Here is a 20,670-nt window from a genome sequence, read left to right on the forward strand (position 1 = left end):
GCCCGGGATGCTGGCAGATGCAAGCAGGCGGTGTCTTTCGTCGCTGGTTGATCCTCCAGTCCGCAGGTGAATCACTGGTGTGCGGCACCACTCGTTCCGGCCGTCCTGCGTTGCTTCAATCGCCGTAGTCGAGTTGTCGAGGACGGTGGAGCGACGTGGATCTGAACACGGTGGCGGAGATGCGCGACGCCCGCCGTCGCGATACCTGGCGGCCGGGGGATGCCTGGTTGGGCGGCGGCACGTACCTGTTCTCCGAGCCACAGCCCCATATCCGCCGGCTGATCGACCTGAGCCGGATGGGCTGGGAGCCGCTGACGGTGACCGCCGAGGGAGGCCTGGAGATCGCCGCGACCTGCACGATCGCCGAGCTCTCCCGCTTCCCGAAGCCGGCGCGGTGGACCGCCGGGCCGCTGTTCGAGCAGTGCTGCCGGGCGTTCCTCGCGTCGTGGAAGATCTGGAGCATGGCCACCGTCGGCGGCAACCTGTGCAACGGGCTGCCCGCCGGACCGATGATCTCGCTGACCGCAGCGCTCGACGGCGTCTGCCTCCTGCAGTCCCAGACGGGCGCTCTGCGCCAGCTCCCGGTCGCGGACTTCGTCATCGGCGCCGGTGTCAAGGCGCTCGAACCCGGCGAGCTGCTCCGTTCGATCACCCTGCCGGCCCGTGCACTGGGCAGTCGCACGGCGTTCCGGCAGGCCTCGCTCTACGGGTTGGGCCGATCCGGTGCGCTGGTGATCGGCGCACTCGACCCGGTCGACGCGATGCTCACCATCACCGTCACGGCCTCGACTGTGCGGCCGATCCGCATGCGGTTCGCGCTGCCGCCGAACGCCGAGGCCCTGCGCGAGGCGCTCGAGTACGCGATCGAGCCGAACGAGTACTTCGACGACATCCACGGACTTCCGGCCTGGCGACGGCACATGACCTTCCGCTTCGCCGAGGAGATCCGCCGCGAACTGACCGAGGAGGGCGGACGATGAGCTTCGCGATCCGCGTCAACAACCAGGACTTCGACGCCGAGCCCCGCCCGGGCCAGTGTCTGCGCACCTACCTGCGCGACCGTGGCTGGTTCGGGGTGAAGAAGGGCTGCGACGCGGGCGACTGCGGTGCCTGCACCGTGCAGGTCGACGGCAAGCCCGTGCACAGCTGCATCTACCCCGCCCGGCGCGCCGAGGGCCGCTCGGTGACCACGGTCGAAGGGCTGGCCAAGGACGGTGAACTGCACCCGATGCAGCAGAAGTTCCTGGATGCCCAGGGCTTCCAGTGCGGGTTCTGCACCGCCGGGTTCCTGATGACCACCGCGGCCCTCGATGAGGAGCAACTCACCGACCTGCCCCGGTCGTTGAAGGGAAACCTGTGCCGCTGCACCGGCTACCGCGCGATCGAGGACGCCATCCGCGGGGTCAAGCACACCGAACAGCCGTGCGCCGGGCAGGCCGTCGGCCGCAGCCTCGGCGCGCCCGCCGGACCGCAGGTGGTCACCGGCACCGCCCGCTACACCTTCGACGTCGAGGTGGAGGGGCTGCTGCACATGAAGCTGCTGCGCTCCCCGCACCCCCACGCCCGGATCGTCTCCATCGACACCTCAGCCGCGCTGCGGGTGCCCGGCGTGCACCTCGTGCTGACTCACCACGATGCGCCGGACAAGCTGTACTCCTCCGCCCGGCACGAGCACCCCACCGAGGACCCGGACGACACCCGGGTGCTGGACGACGTGGTCCGCTTCGTCGGGCAGCGCGTGGCGGCAGTGGTGGCCGACAGCGAGGGGGCCGCCGAGGAGGGCTGCCGCCGGATCGTCGTCGAGTACGAGGAACTCCCGTACGTTGTCGACCCGGAGCTGGCGATGCTGCCTGGCGCACCGGTGATCCACCCGAAGGGACCGGAGTCGCGCATCCTCCGTGCGGCGGACAACGTCTGTGGCGAGGTGCACGGCGAGATGGGCAGCGTCGAACAGGGTTTCGCCGAGGCGGATGTCGTCTACGAGGAGATCTTCCAGACCCAGCGGGTGCAGCATGCTAGCCTGGAGACGCACGGCTGTGTCGCCTGGTTCGAGGAGCACGAGGAGACCGGCGAGGAGCGGATCGCGGTCCGCTCGTCCACCCAGGTGCCGTTCCTGACCCGGCGTGCGCTGTGCGCGCTGTACGACCTCCCGGAGGACAAGGTCCGGGTGGTCGCGGGCCGGGTCGGCGGCGGGTTCGGCGGCAAGCAGGAGATGCTGACCGAGGACATCGTCGTGCTGGCTGCGCTGAAGCTGCACCGTCCGGTGAAGCTGGAGTTCACCCGCCCCGAGCAGTTCTACGGCGCGACCACCCGCCACCCGTTCAAGATCACCGTGAAGGTCGGCGCCCGGAAGGACGGCACCCTGACGGCTCTGCAATTCCGGGTGGTCGCCAACACCGGCGCGTACGGCAACCACGGCCCGGCGGTGATGTTCCACAGCGTGGGCGAGTCGATGGGCGTGTACCGGGCGCCGAACAAGAAGGTGAACGCGTACTCCGTGTACACCAACTGCGTGCCCGCCGGGGCTTTCCGCGGCTACGGACTCGGCCAGGTCACCTTCGCCCTGGAATCGGCGATGGACGAACTGGCCCGTCGGCTGGGCGTCGATCCGCTGCTCCTGCGCGAGAAGAACGTCATCGGCCCCGGCGACCATATGGAGGGCCCCTGCGGCGAGGAGGAGGATCTGCACATCGCCAGCTACGGCCTTGACCAGTGCCTCCAGGTGGTGCGCAACGCCCTCGCCGACGACCGCAGCGCCGAACTGGCCCCCGAGGGCTGGCTGGTCGGTCAGGGCTTCGCGATGGCCGCCATCGCCACCGGCCCGCCCGGGGGCCACTTCGCCGACGCCACGGTGAAGCTGCTGGAGGACGGCACGTACGACATCGCCGTCGGTACGGCGGAGTTCGGCAACGGCACCACCACCGTGCACAAGCAGATCACCGCCGGGGCGCTCGGCACCACGGTGGACCGCATCGCCATCCGGCAGTCCGACACCGACGTCGTGCGGCACGACACCGGCGCCTTCGGCTCCGCAGGTACGGTGGTGGCGGGCAAGGCCGTGATGAAGGCCGCCAACGCGCTGGCCGAGCAGATCCTCTCCTTCACCGCCGAGTACGCCCGCACCTCCCGCAGCCTGCTGCGGCTGACCGCCGACGCGGTCGAGTGCGACGGGCGACTGGTCTCGCTCAAGGAGATCTTCGAGGCCGCGAGCGGCAAGGGAGCCGACCTCGCAGCCGACGGGCACTGGGGCGGCTCACCCCGCTCGGTCGCCTTCAACTCGCAGTGGTTCCGGATCGCCGTCGACCCCGGCACCGGCGAGATCAAGATCCTGCGCAGCGTCCACGGGGCCGACGCCGGCAAGGTCATGAACCCCCTGCAGTGCCGCGGCCAGGTCGAGGGCGGCGTCGCCCAGGCCCTCGGCGCCACCCTCTTCGAACAGGTCCTCGTAGACGACCGCGGCGAGGTCACCACCGCCGCCTTCCGCCGCTACCGCCTACCCGCCTACGCCGACGTGCCGCGCACCGAGGTCCACTTCACCGAGACCTTTGACGCCATCGGGCCGCTCGGCGCCAAGTCGATGAGCGAGAGCCCCTTCAACCCCGTCCCGCCCGCCTTCGCCAACGCCCTGCGCGACGCCACCGGCATCCGCTTCACCGAGGCCCCCTTCCTCCGCGACAAGGTCTGGCAGGCCATCACCGAGCACCGCGCGAGGACGCGTGCGCAAGGTGGGTGAGAGGTCCTCTCCGGTCTGAACCGCCGTCTCCGCGAGCCACCGGCACCCGTATCGGCTCGGCCGGATCCGTCACCTCCTGCCGGATCACGGTGCCTTCGGTGCGCAGTCCGAACTGCCGCAAGCGCGACAGCAGGCGGCGCTCCCGGACCGCGGCCCACAGGCACGCCGCTCCGGCGGCGGTGCAGAACGCGACGCCCACGGCCATTGCCGTTCCTGGCATGCCTGGCCCCTGTTGATTCGAAGGATGGCGGACGAGATCGTGCAGGTGCGTCACACGTCGTGCCGGAACGCGTGGACCCAGATCACAAGCTGGGTTTTTCCGGCGCCGCCAGAGGCGGAGTCGTCGAGGCACTTACCGGATCCCGGGTTGTAGGGAGTTGTTCCCACAATGCGCCACACCTGGTTCCACCGGCCGTTGCACAGGTCGAGATCGACCGGGGCCCCGTCGCCGGTGTAGCCCTCTCCGATGTCCAGGCACCAATTGTTGTACGCCGCATAGTGGATGGGCGCTCGCCGCGTCCGGCGGCCTGGCGGGCCCGCTCGGAGGGCACCGGGCAGGCGGCTATCGCGCGCCCTGGTGCTCGCGGGCGAAGGCGGTCATGTGCTGGAGGGCGTGCGCGGTGGAGTCGGGAGCGAAGGCGCTGTCGAGCCCTTCGGCCGCGCCTTCGGCCGCCTCGGCGGCGCGGGGCAGCATGACGGCCTCGTAGGCCTTGACCGCGTCGTCGAGGTTCACCTCGGCGGCGATGCGCTCGGCGAGTTCGGCGGCGTCCATCATGGCCAGGTTGGCGCCCATCCCGGAGAACGGGGACATCAGGTGGGCCGCGTCCCCGAGGAGGGTCACGCCGGGGGTGGAGGTCCAGGTGTGCGGGACGGGGAGGGCGAACAGCGGCCGGTTGACAAAGCCGCCGTCGCTGTCGGTGATCAGGCGCAGCAGGGCGGGAGACCAGCCGGTGAAGTGCCCGCACAGCGCCTCGCGCACGGCCTCGGGGTCGTCCATGTCGAGGCTCTCGCACCAGTCGCGGTCGATCCGCAGGCCGGCGTAGACGCGGATGTGGTGGTCACTGTTGCGCTGGGCGACCAGGCCCTTGCTGTCGGCCAGGGCCATCATGCTGCCGTCGCCCACCAGGGCGGCGAGTTCAGGGTGGCGGGTGTCGGCGTCGTCGAGACCCGTCTCGACGAACGTCACCCCGGTGTAGCGGGGGATGGCGTCGCTGAGAAGCCGGCGCACTCGCGACCAGGCCCCGTCGGCGCCGATGACGAGGTCGACGACGGTGCTGGTGCCGTCGGCGAAGTCGAGGCGGTGAGTGCCGTCGCCCAGGGGGGTGGCGGAGGTTAGCTTCTGGCCCCACCGCACAGTGGCGGGCGCGAGGGAGTCCAGCAGCAGGCCGCGCAGCCGGCCCCGGTCGATCTCCGGCTTGTAGCCCTCTTCGATGCCGGGGGCGGCGTCGAACAGGACGGTGGCGTCCCGGTCCAGCAGGCGTACCCGCTGGCCCTCGGGGCGCGCGAGTGCGTGGAAGCGGTCCAGCAGGCCGGCCGCGCGCAGGGCCCGCTGGCCGGAGTCGGCCTGCATGTCGAGGGTGCCTCCCTGGGCACGGGCGCTGCCGGAGGCGTCGAGGTCGTGGACGGTGACCGCGATGCCGTGCTGCTGGAGTATCCGTGCGCAGGTCAGGCCGCCGGGGCCGGCGCCGATGACAGCGATGCGGGGTGTGGACGTGGTGTTGCTCATGGCGAGGTCCTCTGCTTGAAGTGGGCTGCTGAGCCTCAGGGTTGAGGGGGCCGACAGGCCTTCGCGGGCACCGCGGCGGCGCCGGGAAGCCCCAGCTGGATCCAGAAGAGCACACTCACTAAAAAAGTGCAACGAGTCAACTTTCGAATCGAGTCAGCCGAAGGTTAGGATGGTGCCCGTGAGCGAGACGATGGGGCGCCGGGAGCGCAAGAAGGCCGCCACCCGCAAGGCGCTGGCTGACGCGGCGTTGGAGCTGTTCCTTGAACGCGGCTACGACCAGGTGAGCATCAAGGACGTGGCCGAGGCCGCCGACGTGTCCACCACGACGCTGTTCAAGCATTTCTCCGGCAAGGAGGCGCTGGTCTTCGACGAGGAGGCCGAGATCGAAGCCGGCCTCGTCGCCGCGGTGCGCGAGCGCCCGCCCGGCCGGCCGATCCCGGCTGCCCTGCGCGACTACGTCCTGCTCGCGCGGATCGACGCCGCCGCCGACCCGGGGTTCGCCCCGTTCCTCAAGCTCATCGACGACACCCCGGCACTGCGCGACTATGCGCACCGGATCTGGATGCGCCACGAGACCGCCCTGGCGCACGCCATCGCCGAGGACATCGGCGCCCCCGAGGACGACACCACCTGCGCAGCCCTGGCCCACTTCGCACTGGAAACTGTCAACCTCGCCCGCGGCCAAGCCGATCCGCGTCGGACCGTCCAGCACGCCTTCGATCTGCTGGACCGCGGCTGGCAGGCAGCCACCCACAACCGCACTGCCGCTGACTGACCGGCCCTACCAACCGCTCCGCTACAGGCCCTTCGACAGTGGTAGCGGGCGCGTCACCGTCAGGTGGACGGATCGGCGGCCGCACTGATGGAGCCGTTCGCCACATCGCGCCACATCGCCCAGACCGGGCAGCGGTTCGACTGTGTGCAGCCAGCAATCACGTCCATGCCGCGACATCGGGCCGCATCGGGGGCTTGGAGCGCGGGGCGTCGGTCTGGTGTGTGCGGGTTCAGCGGTCGGAACCTGGGCTGCGAATGCCTGCGGGGCCTTTGACGGTGTGCAGGACCAAAGAGCTTTCGAAGCTCTGGACAGCCGCAAGCGTGGAGATGGCGGTCGTCAGGTACGTGTAGATCCCTGGGATGCTGGGGGTGGCAACGCTGGCGTACAGGTTGCGGGCGTGGTTCTGGGCGCTGTCGTTCCCGCTCGGCTCACGAGCCGTCAGCGGTGGTCACGAATCGACTTGTCAGGCGCCTTCGGGCGGGCATCGGACCAGTGGCTGAGGATCGCCGACTGGGGTGCTTGCGGAGCACGACGGCGGTCGGGTGCGCGCGGAGGCGCTCGCATCCGGCCGCCGTCATGTCAATCAACTAGCCCTATCTGCAGGCTGGTTACGCGTCCATCCGATGTGCGGACGATGAGTCGGAGAGTCTGTTCATTCGAAGTCGAACTCTGCCGTGACCGGCGCGTGATCGGACCAGCGCTCGGCGTGCGAGGCGGCCCGTTCGACGTACGCCGTGACGCATCTGTCCGCAATTATCTGACTGGCCATCAGGTAATCGATCCTCCAGCCCGTGTCGTTGTCGAAGGCGCGGCCGCGGTAGGACCACCAGCTGTAGGGGCCGTCCTGGTCGGGGTGGAGGCGGCGGACGACGTCCACGTAGCCGGCCTCGTCCAGGACCCGGGTCAGCCAGGCGCGCTCCTCGGGGAGGAAGCCGGCGTTCTTCTGGTTGGCCTTCCAGTTCTTGAGGTCGGCGCTCTGGTGGGCGATGTTCCAGTCGCCGCAGACCACGACCTCGCGGCCCTGCTCGGCCGCGCGCTCGCGCAGTTCGGTGAGGTGGGCGAGGAACTCCGCCATGAAGCGTTCCTTCTCGTCCTGGCGCTCGGTGCCGACCTCGCCGGACGGGAGGTAGAGGCTGGCCACGGTCAGCCCCGGCAGGTCGATCTCCGCATACCTGCCCGAACCGTCGAACTCCGCCGAGCCGAATCCGATCGCCGTACGCTCCGGCGGCCGGCGCGACAGCACGGCGACCCCGGCCCGGCCCTTGGCGGCAGCCGGTGCCCACACCGCGTGCCAACCCGGGAGCTCGCGCAGTTCGGCAGGCAGCTGCTCCGGTTCGGAGCGCACCTCCTGCAGGCAGACCACGTCCGCCTCGGTGGCCGCCAGCCACTCCAGGAAGCCCTTCTTGGCGGCGGCCCGGATGCCGTTCACATTCACACTCGTCACCACGATCACCGAGGAAGGGTATCCGCCCTGCTCCCGGACCCGCGAGTGGCCGCACTCGGCGGCAGGGCGCGAAGAGGGGGCGCAGAGGGCTCGTATGAACAGCGCATGAGAAGGACGTACGCGTTGTCATTGGTCTTGACCATCTCGTCGGGCACCCCCTAGGGTCACTTACTGCAAGGACCTTTAATAAAGAAGGACTGATAAAGCCCGCCCCTCCCACCTGCCGCAACACCGGGCACGGGGCAGGTCCGAAGTCCTTCAGGGTGGAGGACACGGTGGGGCAAGGACAGCTCGCGGCAGTACCGGAGCCTAAGTACTGGCACCTGCGCACGGTGCTGCTGCGTACCATCGACGCGGAGTTCTCCACCGGCCAGGTCCTCCCGAACGAGCGTGAACTGTCCGCCCGTTTCGGTGTGGCCCGCGCCACCCTCCGGCAGGCGCTGGACCAGCTGGAGCTGGAGGGCCGTCTGGTCCGCCGCCGTGGTATCGGCACGCTGATCGCCGCGCCCCGGGTCGGTGTCCCGGTGAGCAGCCCCGGCGAGAGCGGGCCCGGTGTCACGGGTGGCAGCCAGACCTGGCGCGCGGTGGACTGCGTCAGCGCCCCGGCCTCCGCCCGGCTCGCCCTGGCCCTCGGCATTCCGGCCGGCCAGACGGTCCACACGGTTCGCCGACTGCGGCTGGTGCAGGGCCGGATCATGGCCGCCGAGTCGCTGCACGTACCGGACTCCGCCGTGCCGCACCTGCCCGCTGTGCCGCACGTGGTCGGCGGTACCGCCGAGCAGGACCAGGCCAGGTCGGTGCTCAGGCAGCTGGAGCGGCTCGCGGTGGACGGTGAGTCCCGCGCGGTCGAACTCGGCGTCGCCGAGGCCGAGGAGGCCGCCCTGCTGGAGCGCCCGCCCGGCACTCCGGTGCTGGTCGTCACCACCCAGTACGCGGCCGCCGGGCGCCTGGTCGCCCTCGCCGTCTCCACCTACCGGGCCGACACCTGCAAGCTGACCTTCGGCGAGACCGGCAAGGTCGAGGTCACCCCCGTCCGGGCAGGCGCGATCCGCACCGCCTCCTGAGACCGCCAGCCCCGTCGGGCCCGTACGCAGCACCATCGCGTACGGGCCCGACGCATCTCCCCGGGCGGTGAAGCGCGCACTGCCCCACGCCCCCGAAGCGTGCACGGTCGTCGGCTGCGCAAAGACGGCTGCGCAAAGACGGCTGCGCAAAGATCGGCGGACCGGTCCTAGCGTGCCCCGGAGCCCGGCGGGTCGACCGCGAAGAGCTGCTCCTCGACGTGGTCCAGCGCGACCCGCAGTGCACCCATCGCGACAACCTCCTCGCCCAGCGAGGCCGGCGCCACCTCCGGCGCCCGCAGGCAGTACAGCGCCAACTGCTCGCGCAGCGGCTCCAGTACGCCGTCCAGCCCGGCAGCCCAGCCGCCGACGACCACCAACTCCGGGTCCAGCGCCAGCACCAGGGCAGCGACGTCGTGCACCAGTCGGCGCAGGAAGCGGTCCGTCGCCACCTGCGCCACCTCGTCGCCCTCGCGCGCCAGGCGCAGCACCCGGGCGACGGCCGCCTCGTCCAGCGGGTCCAGCGGTTTGCCGGTGGTGGACAGCAGCCGCTCGGGGGTGGCCTCCTGGCCGAGCAGGTGCAGTGCGCCGATCTCACCGGCCGCGCCGCCGAAGCCCCGGTGCAGCCTGCCGTTGATCAGCGAACCCGCGCCCGGGCTGAGCCCGGCCATCACGAAGACCACATCGCCCTTGCCGACCGCAGCGCCCTGCCAGTGCTCGGCGATGGCGGCCAGGTTGGCGTCGTTCTCGATCAGTACGGGACAGCTGAACGAACGGCGCAGCCGGGCGCCCAGGTCCAGGCCGGTCCAGCCGGGCATGGCGGTGCCGAGTCTGATCGTGCCGTCGCGGTCCACGATGCCGGGGGTTCCGACGGCCACGGCCCAGAGGTGGTCCCGGGAGACGCCGGTCTTCTTCAGCACCTCGGCGACGGTCGAGCGGACGGTGCAGAGCCGCTCCTCGGCATCCAGGGTCTCGGCCACGTCCTTGGCGTGGCTGCCGAGCACCTTGCCGGTGAGGTCGGCGACGACGACCCGCAGACCGTGCACCCCGATCTCGATGCCGAGAACGTGTCCGGCCTCCGCGCGGAAGCGGAACCAGCGGGCGGGGCGGCCGCGCTGCCGGGTGCCCGGCTGCCGCGAGGTGGTCCGGGGGTGCTCGACCTCGGCGACCAGGCCGGACTCCATCAGGCCCTCGATCACGCCCTCGACGGTCGGCCGGGAGAGGCCGGTGTCGCCGACGAGTTGAGTGAGTGTGACCGACCGGCCGTTCCGCAGCGCGCGCAGCGTGACCGCCGCGTTGATCCGTCGCAGCAGGGAGGAGTCCCCTCCGGTGAGTCGATCCGCCAAGGCGCTGCCCTTCCGCGTGCGCGCGACAGCTCTGGCGCGCGTTGCCGAGTGCGCGGAGACCCCCAAATGTCCCGCGAGCATTCGCCGACCGGACGGCGTGACACGGGGTTACGGCGCCGGAGGGCGTGAGCCGGATGCTACTCGGGAGTCAGCTTCGTAGCGAGCATTTCCGCAGCTCATAACGGCTTCGGTATCGAAACGGTACGTACTTGGCGATGGTCTGGGGACGGCAGAGGGCGAGCGGGGCGGACGAAACGGAACAAGGCCCACCGCCGGGTTGACGGGAGCTCGGACGGCCGGGCGCGAGGAGGCCGGGGCCGGACTCAGGAGGAGAGCCGCCACACCACCGACGTCTTCACCGGGCGGTCCTCCAGATCGGCCGCCACCGTCACCTGGTACGAGGCGACCTCGGTGAACCGCTCCCTCGGGAGGTACGCGCGCCCGGGGTCGCCGACCAGAACCAGCGCGCCGCGCGCGTGTGCCCGCTCCAGAAAGGGCAGCACACGCTGGGCCATCGCGCGCTCGTAGAACACGTCGCCGGCGAGGACGACCTCGGCCGGGGCGGCGTCGCCGTCCAGCAGGTCGGCGCAGTGGGCGTCCACCGTGACGCCGTTGGCGGTGGAGTTGAGTTCGATCGCGGCGATCGCGTAGGGGTCGATCTCGACGGCAGTGACGGTGGTGGCCCCGCGCAGCGCGGCGGCGACCGCGACCAGGCCCGATCCGGCCGCGAGGTCGAGTACGGCCCGCCCGGCCACCGTCCCGGGATGGTCCAGGACGTAGCGGGCGACAGCCTGGCCCCCGGGCCAGGCGAAGCCCCAGAAGGGCGGGGCCAGGCCGGCCTTGCCCTGGGCCGTCTCGGTCTCCTCCCAGAGGGCGATGGCCTCGGCGGCCTGGTGGAGGCGGATCTCGTCGACGAAGGGAACGGGAGCCAGCCGGGTCTTGGCCCGGACGAACTCCTGCACGGTGGCGCTGGTGGCGGGGGAGGCGGCGGTGGCAGACATGGCGTCTTCTCCTTGCACGGTCCGGTGTGCCCAGACCCTACGCCATCCGACAGCCGTTCAACCTGCGCCGAGTCCGCCGGCCCCCGCCAGGTGAACTGTGCGGAGACGTAGGGCTGCGGAGGTCCGCGATGGGCGGAACCCGTGCGGCTTCCCTGCGGGTCGTCCTGGTCTGCGGGCTTTCCGGCGGGCACAATCGAGGGGTTTCGATCACCGTCGGATGCCGATGTCACGGCGCCTCAGCAAGGAGTTCCGCATGAAAATCGCGGACCTGTTGGTCGATGCCTTCGGTCGAGTCCAGGAGGCGGTCCACGACGCGGTCGAAGGCTTCACTCCCGAGGAACTGACCGAGCGTCTCGACGCGAAGAGCAACACGATCGCATGGCTGGTATGGCATCTGACGCGTGTCCAGGACGATCATATTGCCGATATCGCGGGGACCGAGCAGATCTGGACCGCACAGGGCTGGGCCGACCGCTTCAAACTCCCCTTCTCCGTCCGGGTTACGGGCTACGGCCACACCAGCAAGCAGGTGGCCGCCGTCCGCGTGGACTCCGTCGAACTGCTCACCGATTACTACGACGCGGTGCACGAGTACACCGTCCGCTATGTGCGCGGGCTCAGCGGTGTCGCCCTCGACCGTGTTGTGGACGAAGGCTGGACCCCGTCCGTGACCTTGGGCGTCCGGCTGGTGAGTGTGATCTCCGAGGGCCTTCAGCACGCCGGCCAGGCAGCTTTCATCGGTGGCGTGCTGCGGCGTCGGTAGCCGAGTTCGAGGACGCGCTTTCGGCGGTGCCCGCCCGGGCCCTCGGCGGCTTCCGCGGCTTCCGCGGCGGATGGATCGGGGCGGGAACGTCAGTGGTCCGCCCTGCTCGGTGGGGAGCGGGGGCGGACCACGTGTGCGGGGACCAGCCGAGGGCGGCCGGGGGTCAGTGCTGGGCCGGGATGATTCCGGTGAGCCACTTGAAGGAGGGGTCGACCATGGGCTTCCAGGTCACGCTCAGGTGCGGCCCGGTGGTTTCGAGCGGCGTCACCGTGGTCGGTGCCTTCGCCGCCTTCTGGAGCGCCACTGCGTCCTCGAAGCCGTCGCCCTTGTTGCCGGTCACGTAGAGAGCCACCTTCGGCGGGGCCTCGGAGTGCGTCAGGATGTACAGCGGGTTGGAGATCTCCCGGAGGTGGGCGTCCTTGGCGGTCAGCGAGTCGGACTCCCCGATCGGGTCGTTGTAGCCGGACATGCTGATCGCGGCCCGGTAGCGGTTGGGGTGCTCCAGGGCGAGCTTGGTGGCGCAGTGCGCGCCCGCCGAGTAGCCGGCCAGTGCCCAGCGGTCGGGGGAGGCGTCGACCCGGAAGTTGTCCAGGACCATCTGCGGGACGTCACGCGACAGCCAGGTGTCCGCGTTGACCTTGCCCGGTACGTCCGCACAGCCCGTGTCGGTGTTCCTGCCGAGCAGCGTGACCCGGGGCGAGACCAGGATGAAGGGCGCCACCTGACCGGACTTCATCAGCGGCGCGAGCTGCTTGGAGACCTCCATGGTGCCGAACCAGGTGCTGGAGGAACCGGGGAAGCCGGCCAGCAGCTCGACCACCGGGAAGGTCTTGTCCTTGTACGCCGGGTCGTCGTACTGCGGCGGCGTCCACACCAGGACCTCGCCGTCGACCCCGGAGAGCTTCCCCTTCAGGTCGGTCGTCTTCACGTCCTTGGGCACCGCGTTGTCGTCCACGGCCTGGAAGGACTGGATGACCTTGGCCCTGGTCGAGTCGGCGGCGAGACCGTTGTCCTTCGGGGGAGTGGGCACGGCCCGGACGTGGTTGCCGGTGCCCAGCAGATCGCCCCAACTGTCGTAGATCAGGTTCGAGTTGTTGACCAACACGAAGACCAGCGTCACGGCGGTGGCCTGACAGAACAGAACGGTGCACAGGTAGGCGAGGAACCGCAGCGGTCCGCGACCACTGTCCTTCGCCCGTCCCCTGCCGTTCTCCCTCCCCCGCCGGGAGCCGCCGCTCCTGCCCTTTCCCCACTGCAACATGGCCAGCCCGATGGAGGCCACGAAGAGGATGATCGTGAGGATCAGGAAGGGGGTGCCGGTAAGTTTCATCGGGCTCTCATATCCGGGTCATAGACCGCCCGGGCCCATTCGCCCGGTGCATACTCCTCAGGGGTGGACAGCCGCGAACGCACGTACGGTTGCCCGCTCGGCCGGGACGAACCTGAGAGCCGCGTCACACTTCCTGGGTGTCCGCCGGACGCCCGGACGCGACGACGGTTGTCGACGGGACCGCCACCGTCGCCGCACCGGCTCGGCGGCAGCTCGCCCCGGCGGCCGAGGCTTGGACCCGCCGACCGTCGTGCCACCCGTCCTCCCTCCCGGCGATTGGTGAAGAGCCTATGCGCAGAGGGGAGTTGGGGACGCGCCGCAGTCGGATTCTCCCTCGATGAGGTGGCGGTGGCGGCCATGGCCCAGGCGCCGTAGACGGCCCCGAGTCAGGCCGCCGGCCGGTGCCGCGCGGTGAAGGCCGCCGCGTCCCAGTCGCCGCCGAGGGAGGGTGCGAGCGCCATCCGCGCGCGGGCCGCGAACGAGATGCACGCCCCGGTGGCCAAGTGCTCGGGGAGGGCACCCAGGAGCGGGGCGCCGGCGGCAGTGGGGAGGTCGGCGAGGTTGCAGCGGGCGGCCAGATCCGGTCCGGCCGGCCAGGAGCCGACCACCACACCCAGGAGGTCGAGACCGCGGGCACGCAGGGCCTCGGCGGTCAGGGCGGTGGAGTTCAGGGTGCCGAGCCCGGCGGCCGCGACCAGCAGGACCTCCGTGCGCAGGCCGAGTCCGGCCGTCGCGAGCGCCATGTCGGCGAGCGTGTGGCCCGGTTCGTCGTACCGGACGAGCAGGCCGCCCGCGCCCTCGACGAGGACCAGGTCGTACTGCTCGGCCAGGGCGGCCACGGCCTCGGCGACCTGCTCGGGCCCGACCGTGGCCAGCCCGGACCGCTGGGCGGCGGTGTCGGGGGCCAGCGGCTCGGGGTACCGGGCCAGTTCGCTCGTACGGACCGGACCGGCCAGCCGCCGGACCTCGTCCACGTCTCCCGGCTCGTCCGGGCCGACACCGGTCTGGCCCGGCTTCAGGACGGCCACGCTGCGCCCGGCGGCTCGCGCCAGCGCCGCTACCGCCGCCGTGGTCACGGTCTTGCCGACCTCGGTGCCCGTGCCGGTGACGAAGAGGATGCTCATTGGGTCGCCTCGCTGCCTGCTCGACTATGTTTGTGATCTTGTGCATGTGGCCGGCCAGGCACTGTCCGGGGGCGCGAGGCTCTGTCTGCGCAGAGGCCTACCGGACAGTGCATGGCTGACGTCGGTTCAGCCCGCCGCTGCCGCGGCGGTCACGGCGGTGCCGATCCGGGCCAGGTCCTCGTCGCCGGTGATGTAGGGCGGCATGGTGTAGATCAGGTCGCGGAAGGGGCGCAGCCAGACGCCCTCGCGGGCCGCCGCCTCGGTCGCGGCTCGCATGTCGACCGGGTGGTCCAGCTGCACCACGCCGATCGCGCCCAGCACCCGAACGTCCCGTACTCCCGGTGCATAGACCGCACCGGCCAGAGAGGCCCGCAGGCCCGTCTCGATCCGCTCGACCTCGACCTGCCAGTCCTGGCGGAGCAGCAGGTCGATCGAGGCGCCCGCGACGGCGGCGGCCAGCGGGTTGCCCATGAAGGTCGGGCCGTGGGCGAGGACGGGCATCTCGCCCCGGCTGATGCCGTCCGCGATCTCGCCGGTGCACAGGGTGGCGGCCATGGTCAGGTACCCGCCGGTGAGCGCCTTGCCCAGGCACATCACATCGGGGGAGACCCCGGCGTGGTCGGCGGCGAACAGCGCGCCGGAGCGGCCGAAGCCGGTGGCGATCTCGTCGAAGACCAGCAACACGCCGTGCCGGTCGCACAGTTCGCGCAGCAGCCGCAGGTACTCGGGCGAGTGGAAGCGCATCCCGCCCGCGCCCTGCACCACCGGCTCCACGATCACGGCGGCGAGCTCGTCGGCGTGACGTTCGATCAGCGTGGCCAGTTCCTCCGCATACGCGGGGTCGAGCGGGGTGTCGAACCCGGCCGGAGGCTCGCTCGCGAAGAGCTGGTGTGGCAGTACCCCGCCCCACAGCCGGTGCATCCCGCCCTCGGGGTCGCAGACCGACATGGGGTGGAAGGTGTCGCCGTGGTAGCCGCCGCGCCAGGTGAGCAGCCGCCGCTTCCCGGGCCGCCCGATCGACTGCCAGTACTGGAGGCACATCTTCATCGCGACCTCGACGGACACCGAGCCCGAGTCGGCCAGGAAGACGTGTTGCAGCGGCTCGGGGGTGATCTCGACCAGCCGGGCGGCGAGCCGGACGGCGGGCTCGTGGGTGAGCCCGCCGAACATCACATGGCTCATCCGGCCCAGCTGCTCGCGGACGGCCTCGTCCAGCTCGGGGTGGCCGTAGCCGTGGATGGCAGCCCACCAGGAGGACATACCGTCGATCAGTTCACGCTGCCCGGCCACCGGTTCGGCGAGCCGCAGCCGTACCCCGGACGCGGACTCGACCACGTACGGGGTCGCGGTGCCCGGCATCGGCGCGTACGGGTGCCAGACGTGCGCCCGGTCCAGCGCGAGGAGGGTTTCCGGCGGGAGCGGGCTGCCGGAGGAGAGCTGTGCCATGTGCGGGATCCTCAGGCGTTCGGCGCCAGTTCGGTACCGGCACCGCGGCGCCGCACCCGCACCAGCTCGTTACGGGACTCCTCCTCCTCGGCGGCGGGGGTCTCGCCGCACGGTCCGCAGCCGCCGCCCGAGCCGCAGGAGCCGCCCGAGCCACCGGTCGCGACGTCCGAGCGGTGCCGAGGCAGCGTCATCTCGTCCGCGCCCTCGATCTCGAATCCGGCGTCCTTGATCATGTCGAGGTCGGCCTGCCCGGCCTGGCCCTCACTGGTCAGGTAGTCGCCGAGGAAGATCGAGTTGGCGATGTGCAGGCCGAGCGGCTGCATCGAGCGCAGGTGCACCTCGCGGCCACCGGCGATCCGGACCTCGACGTCCGGGCAGACGAAGCGGACCATGGCCAGGATGCGCAGGCACCGCTGCGGGGTGAGGTTCCACTCCTTGGCCAGCGGGGTGCCCTCGAAGGGGATCAGGAAGTTGACCGGAACCGAGTCCGAGCCCAGCTCACGCAGTGCGAAGACCACGTCCACCAGGTCCTCGTCGCTCTCGCCCATGCCCGCGATCAGGCCGGAGCAGGCGGAGAGACCGGCGCCGTGCGCCTTGGTGACGGTGTCCACCCGGTCGGCGTAGGTGTGGGTGGTGGCGATGTCGCCGTAGGTGCTCTCGGAGGTGTTGAGGTTGTGGTTGTAGGCGTCGGCACCGGCCGCGCGCAGCCGCTCGGCCTGGTTGTCGGAGAGCAGGCCGAGGCAGGCGCAGATCTCGACGTTCTCGTGGGCGTCCTTGATGGCGGAGATGGTGTCGGCGACCCGGTCGATGTCACGGTCCGTCGGGCCGCGCCCGCTGGCCACCAGGCAGACGCGCTTGGCGCCACCGGCCAGCCCGGCGGCGGCGGCCTCGGCGGCCTGCTCCGGCTTCAGCCAGGTGTACTTGAGGATCTCGGCCTTGGAGCCCAGCCGCTGCGAGCAGTAGGAACAGTCCTCGGGGCAGAGTCCGCTCTTCAGGTTCACCAGGTAGTTGAGTTTGACCCGGCGTCCGAACCACTGACGGCGCACCCGACCGGCGGCTGCGACAACGTCCAGCAACTCGTCGTCGGTGGTGGCGAGAACGGCGAGCGCCTCCTCGCGGGTCGGGAGTTCCCGGCGCAGGCCCTTGGCGGTGAGCGTGTCGAGCAGATCCATGTCCTTGATCCTGCCCGGACAGCCGGGGCTCGCGCTAGAGAGAACCCACCAAGATGCCCCCCATGATGGTGTGCGAGTTGTCACAGTGCCGGTGATCTTCGATCACTCTCGAAGTGGGCAGGTGGTTCAGGTGTTCGGTGGCCCGTCTGCTTAGAATCTCCGCCATGACCACGCAGGGGGAGCGCGACCCGCGCCCGGTAGGCCAGCAGGACGGTAAGCCCGCCCACACCCATCGGGGAGGGGGACGCCGGCCGGTTCTGGTGTGGTGCGCGCTGGCGGTGGTCGCGGCCACCGGCGCAGGCTGGATCGCCACCAGTTCGAGCAAGGGCGACCTCATACCCGGCCTGGGCCGGACCAGTTCGGATACAAACAAGCCCGTACCGGCAGGTGGTGCGGCCTCGGGCGATCCGCTGACGGAGGCCCAGCTCTTCACCGCCGAGCACTACTTCCCGGCGCAGAAGGGCATCGAGCAGGAGGGCTACAAGGCCCGCCGTACCGCCGGGAAGCAGGGCGACAACTGCGGCGAGAGGCTCCAGGACCCGGGCCACGACGTGCTGCGCGACGCCGGCTGCCAGGGCTATCTCGCGGTCGCCTTCGGCCAGGCCGACCAGCCGGTGGCCACCAGCGTGACGGTGCTCCGTTTCGCTGACGAGGCGTCCGCCCGCAAGGCCTTGCAGGCGCTCAAGGACGACCCGGGCGCGATCTCCTTCCTCACACCGGAGACCGCGACCGCCCCTGCCACCCCCGCGCCCACGCAGTCGCCCGGGGCGCCGAGCCCGCAGGCCCCGGCCTCGCAGCCGGCCACCCAGCAGACGCCGACCCAGTCGAGCGGGGCCAAGCCGCTGACCGACAGCCAGGTGGAGGCGGTCGGCCACTACCTGACCGTCACCACCTCCCGCTACGCCGACCTCCGCGCCTCGGGCCCCACCTCCGACGCGGTCCTGGACCGGGCCACCCGGGCCGTCTCCTTCACGGCCGGGTCGGCCTTCCTCTGGATGTAGCCGCGCGCCGATTCCTGGGTGCTCGGCCGGCCGTGCAGTGCTTTCAGGGGCGCGGGGCGCTGTCGGATCAACTGCGTGCGCGGGTAACCATGCACCTCCGTAGAGGTTCTCTCGCTCAGTTCCCCGCGCCCCTGAGGGCACACGCCTGCCGTCCGCGGAACGCCTTCGCTCAGCCGCCGAGGCGGTCCACCGCCGTCACCCGCAGCACCGCCCGGCCCTCCTCGTCCGAGCCGAACAGGTCGACCTCCGCGCTGATGCCCCAGTCGTGGTCGTCGTTCGGGTCGTCGAAGATCTGCCGCACCCGCCAGGCGGAGTCGTCCTCCTCGATCAGCAGCATCCTGGGGCCGCGTGCGTCGGGGCCGGTACCGAGGTCGTCGTACTCCTCCCAGTAGCCGTCCAGCGCGTCCGCCCAGCGGTCGGCGTCCCAGCCGTACTCGCCGTCCAGCTGGCCGAGCTCCTCGTAGTGCTCCAGCGCGCAGAGCTCCACCCGGCGGAACATCTCGTTGCGCACCAGCACCCTGAAGGCGCGGGCGTTGGCGGTGACGGGTGCGGGCTTGTCGTCCAGGCGGACCTCGGCCGTCTCCGGCTCGGTCGGGTTGGCCAGCTGCTCCCACTCGTCCAGCAGGCTGGAGTCGACCTGGCGGACCAGTTCGCCGAGCCAGGCGATGACGTCCTTGAGGTCGTCGGTCTTGATGTCCTCGGGGACGGTCTGCTCCAGCGCCTTGAAGGCCCCGGCCAGGTAGCGCAGCACGATGCCCTCGGTGCGGGCCAGCTCGTAGTGGCCGACGTAGTCGGTGAAGGTCATCGCCCGCTCGTACAGGTCGCGGACCACCGCCTTGGGCCGCAGCGGGTGGTCGCCGATCCAGGGGTGTGCACGACGGTAGACGTCGTACGCGTGGTCGAGGAGCTCTTCGAGCGGCTTGGGGTAGGTGATCTCCTGGAGCCGCTCCATCCGCTCCTCGTACTCGACACCGTCCCGCTTCATCTCGCCGATCGCCTCGCCGCGCGCCTTGTTCTCCTGGGAGGCGAGGATCTGGCGCGGGTCGTCGAGGGTGGCCTCGACCACCGAGACCACGTCCATCGCGTAGCTCGGCGAGGTCGGGTCGAGCAGTTCGAAGGCGGCCAGGGCGAAGGTGGAGAGCGGCTGGTTGAGGGCGAAGTTCTCCTGGAGGTCGACGGTGAGGCGGACGATCCGGCCCTCGGCGTCGGTCTCGGGCAGCCGCTCGACCACGCCGCCGTCCAGCAGCGAGCGGAAGATGGCGATGGTGCTGCGGATGTGGCGGCGCTGGGCGGCGCGGTCCTCGTGGTTGTCGGTGAGCAGCTTGCGCATCGCCTCGAAGGCGTTGCCGGGACGGCCGATCACCGAGAGCAGCATGGCGTGGCTGACCTTGAAGCGGGAGACCAGCGGCTCGGGGTCGGCGGCGATCAGGCGCTCGAAGGTCTCCTCGCTCCAGCCGACGAAACCTTCCGGTGCCTTCTTGCGCACCACCTTGCGGCGCTTCTTGGGGTCGTCCCCGGCCTTGGCGAGCAGCTTCTCGTTCTCCACCACGTGCTCGGGCGCCTGGGCGACGACCTGGCCGACGGTGTCGAACCCGGCCCGGCCCGCACGCCCGGCGATCTGGTGGAACTCCCGGGCGCGTAGGGTGCGCACCCGCTGGCCGTCGTACTTGGAGAGCGCGGTGAACAGCACGGTGCGGATCGGCACGTTGACGCCGACGCCGAGGGTGTCGGTACCGCAGATGACCTTCAGCAGACCGGCCTGGGCGAGGCGTTCGACCAGGCGGCGGTACTTGGGCAGCATGCCCGCGTGGTGGACGCCGATACCGTGCCGGACGTAACGCGACAGGTTGCGGCCGAACTTGGTGGTGAAGCGGAAGTTGCCGATCAGGTCGGCGATGGCGTCCTTCTCCGCCTTCGAGCACATGTTGATGCTCATCAGCGACTGCGCCCGCTCCACCGCTTCCTTCTGGGTGAAGTGCACGACGTAGACCGGCGCCTGACCGGTCTTCAGCAACTCCTCCAGGGTGTCGTGCATGGTGGTGCGGCGGTACTCGTAGAACAGCGGCACGGGGCGGGTCGCGGAGCGGACCACGGTGGTCGGCCTGCCGGTGCGCCGGGTGAGGTCCTCCTCGAAGCGGCGGACGTCGCCGAGCGTCGCGGACATCAGCAGGAACTGCACCTGCGGGAGTTCGAGGATCGGGACCTGCCAGGCCCAGCCACGGTCCGGCTCGGCGTAGAAGTGGAACTCGTCCATCACGACCTGGCCGACGTCGGCCCGCTCGCCGTCGCGCAGCGCGATCTGCGCCAGCACCTCGGCGGTGCAGCAGATGATCGGCGCGGTCGGGTTGACGCTGGCGTCGCCGGTCATCATGCCGACCTGCTCGGTGCCGAACATCTTCACCAGGTCGAAGAACTTCTCCGAGACCAGGGCCTTGATCGGCGCGGTGTAGAAGGTCCGCTTGCCCTCGGCCAGCGCGGCGAAGTGCGCACCCGCCGCGACCAGGCTCTTCCCGGAGCCGGTGGGGGTCGCCAGGATCACGTTGTTCCCGGAGACGAGCTCGATCAGCGCTTCCTCCTGGGCAGGGTAGAGGGTGATGCCCCGCTCCTGCGCCCACTCGGCGAAGGTCTCGTACAGCGCATCGGGGGTGGCAGGGCTCGGCATCAGGTCCAGGAGGGTCACGCCGCTATCTTGCCTGTTCCGGATGACCTCGGGCAAAGGCCGCTGCCCGGCACCGGGGGCCGGGCCGG

The 20,670-nt window shown here is 70.7% G+C and carries 15 protein-coding genes; 6 read left to right on the forward strand and 9 right to left on the reverse strand.

The genetic code is table 11. From position 1 onward, the window contains the following. Positions 1–155 precede the first annotated feature (155 nt). Both P3T39_RS27310 and P3T39_RS27315 read left to right on the forward strand, forming a co-directional pair. Positions 156–980, forward strand: a complete 825-nt coding sequence (locus tag P3T39_RS27310; protein ID WP_280701620.1) for an FAD binding domain-containing protein — start codon at positions 156–158, stop codon at positions 978–980. Then, positions 977–3,733, forward strand: coding sequence for a molybdopterin cofactor-binding domain-containing protein (locus tag P3T39_RS27315; protein ID WP_280701621.1), 2,757 nt, complete (start codon positions 977–979; stop codon positions 3,731–3,733). Before P3T39_RS27310 ends, P3T39_RS27315 begins: the two co-directional genes overlap by 4 nt. Positions 3,734–4,295: 562 nt before the next feature. Here P3T39_RS27315 and P3T39_RS27320 read toward each other — a convergent pair. Beyond that, positions 4,296–5,459 carry an NAD(P)/FAD-dependent oxidoreductase gene (locus tag P3T39_RS27320; protein ID WP_280701622.1) on the reverse strand — a complete coding sequence of 388 codons (1,164 nt, stop codon included), beginning with the start codon at positions 5,457–5,459 and terminating at the stop codon, positions 4,296–4,298. A gap of 190 nt (positions 5,460–5,649) precedes the next feature. Between P3T39_RS27320 and P3T39_RS27325 the strand changes: the two genes are divergently transcribed. Beyond that, a complete protein-coding gene (locus P3T39_RS27325) occupies positions 5,650–6,234 on the forward strand; it encodes a helix-turn-helix domain-containing protein (protein ID WP_280701645.1) in 585 nt (194 codons plus the stop codon). Between the two features lie 652 nt (positions 6,235–6,886). On the opposite strand, the gene P3T39_RS27330 is transcribed toward P3T39_RS27325, so the two are convergent. Continuing rightward, positions 6,887–7,687 carry an exodeoxyribonuclease III gene (locus P3T39_RS27330; RefSeq protein WP_280701623.1) on the reverse strand — a complete coding sequence of 267 codons (801 nt, stop codon included), beginning with the start codon at positions 7,685–7,687 and terminating at the stop codon, positions 6,887–6,889. A gap of 266 nt (positions 7,688–7,953) precedes the next feature. Between P3T39_RS27330 and P3T39_RS27335 the strand changes: the two genes are divergently transcribed. Beyond that, complete coding sequence (locus tag P3T39_RS27335; RefSeq protein WP_280701624.1) at positions 7,954–8,742, forward strand: GntR family transcriptional regulator; 789 nt, start codon at positions 7,954–7,956, stop codon at positions 8,740–8,742. A 167-nt stretch (positions 8,743–8,909) separates the two neighbouring features. Here P3T39_RS27335 and P3T39_RS27340 read toward each other — a convergent pair whose 3' ends face one another. Beyond that, entirely contained in the window at positions 8,910–10,085 is a 1,176-nt protein-coding gene (locus P3T39_RS27340; protein ID WP_280701625.1) for an ROK family protein, read from the reverse strand. Positions 10,086–10,408: 323 nt separating this feature from the next. After that, positions 10,409–11,086: a 50S ribosomal protein L11 methyltransferase gene (locus P3T39_RS27345; protein WP_280701626.1), complete on the reverse strand. Its 678-nt coding sequence runs from the start codon at positions 11,084–11,086 to the stop codon at positions 10,409–10,411. A 253-nt stretch (positions 11,087–11,339) separates the two neighbouring features. Here P3T39_RS27345 and P3T39_RS27350 point away from each other — a divergent pair, with 253 nt between their 5' ends. Further along, positions 11,340–11,849 (forward strand): DUF664 domain-containing protein, encoded by a 510-nt coding sequence (locus P3T39_RS27350; RefSeq protein WP_280701627.1) that lies wholly within the window; start codon positions 11,340–11,342, stop codon positions 11,847–11,849. Between the two features lie 163 nt (positions 11,850–12,012). Here P3T39_RS27350 and P3T39_RS27355 read toward each other — a convergent pair whose 3' ends face one another. The 4 genes from P3T39_RS27355 to bioB all read right to left on the reverse strand — a co-directional run bounded on the left by P3T39_RS27355 (position 12,013) and on the right by bioB (position 16,921). Then, positions 12,013–13,179, reverse strand: coding sequence for an alpha/beta hydrolase-fold protein (locus P3T39_RS27355; RefSeq protein ID WP_280701628.1), 1,167 nt, complete (start codon positions 13,177–13,179; stop codon positions 12,013–12,015). 386 nt (positions 13,180–13,565) lie between these two features. Then, positions 13,566–14,303, reverse strand: a complete 738-nt coding sequence (bioD, locus tag P3T39_RS27360) for a dethiobiotin synthase (RefSeq protein WP_280701629.1) — start codon at positions 14,301–14,303, stop codon at positions 13,566–13,568. Positions 14,304–14,429: 126 nt separating this feature from the next. Then, complete coding sequence (locus P3T39_RS27365; protein WP_280701630.1) at positions 14,430–15,749, reverse strand: adenosylmethionine--8-amino-7-oxononanoate transaminase; 1,320 nt, start codon at positions 15,747–15,749, stop codon at positions 14,430–14,432. 11 nt (positions 15,750–15,760) lie between these two features. Continuing rightward, complete coding sequence (gene bioB / locus P3T39_RS27370; protein ID WP_280701631.1) at positions 15,761–16,921, reverse strand: biotin synthase BioB; 1,161 nt, start codon at positions 16,919–16,921, stop codon at positions 15,761–15,763. Between the two features lie 164 nt (positions 16,922–17,085). Between bioB and P3T39_RS27375 the strand changes: the two genes are divergently transcribed. Continuing rightward, positions 17,086–17,922 carry a hypothetical protein gene (locus P3T39_RS27375; protein WP_280701632.1) on the forward strand — a complete coding sequence of 279 codons (837 nt, stop codon included), beginning with the start codon at positions 17,086–17,088 and terminating at the stop codon, positions 17,920–17,922. A 169-nt stretch (positions 17,923–18,091) separates the two neighbouring features. Here the strand turns inward: P3T39_RS27375 and P3T39_RS27380 are convergent, their stop codons facing one another. Beyond that, positions 18,092–20,602 carry a DEAD/DEAH box helicase gene (locus P3T39_RS27380; protein WP_280701633.1) on the reverse strand — a complete coding sequence of 837 codons (2,511 nt, stop codon included), beginning with the start codon at positions 20,600–20,602 and terminating at the stop codon, positions 18,092–18,094. Positions 20,603–20,670 lie beyond the last annotated feature (68 nt).

The sequence above is a fragment of the Kitasatospora sp. GP82 genome, assembly GCF_029892105.1.
Classification (GTDB): domain Bacteria; phylum Actinomycetota; class Actinomycetes; order Streptomycetales; family Streptomycetaceae; genus Kitasatospora.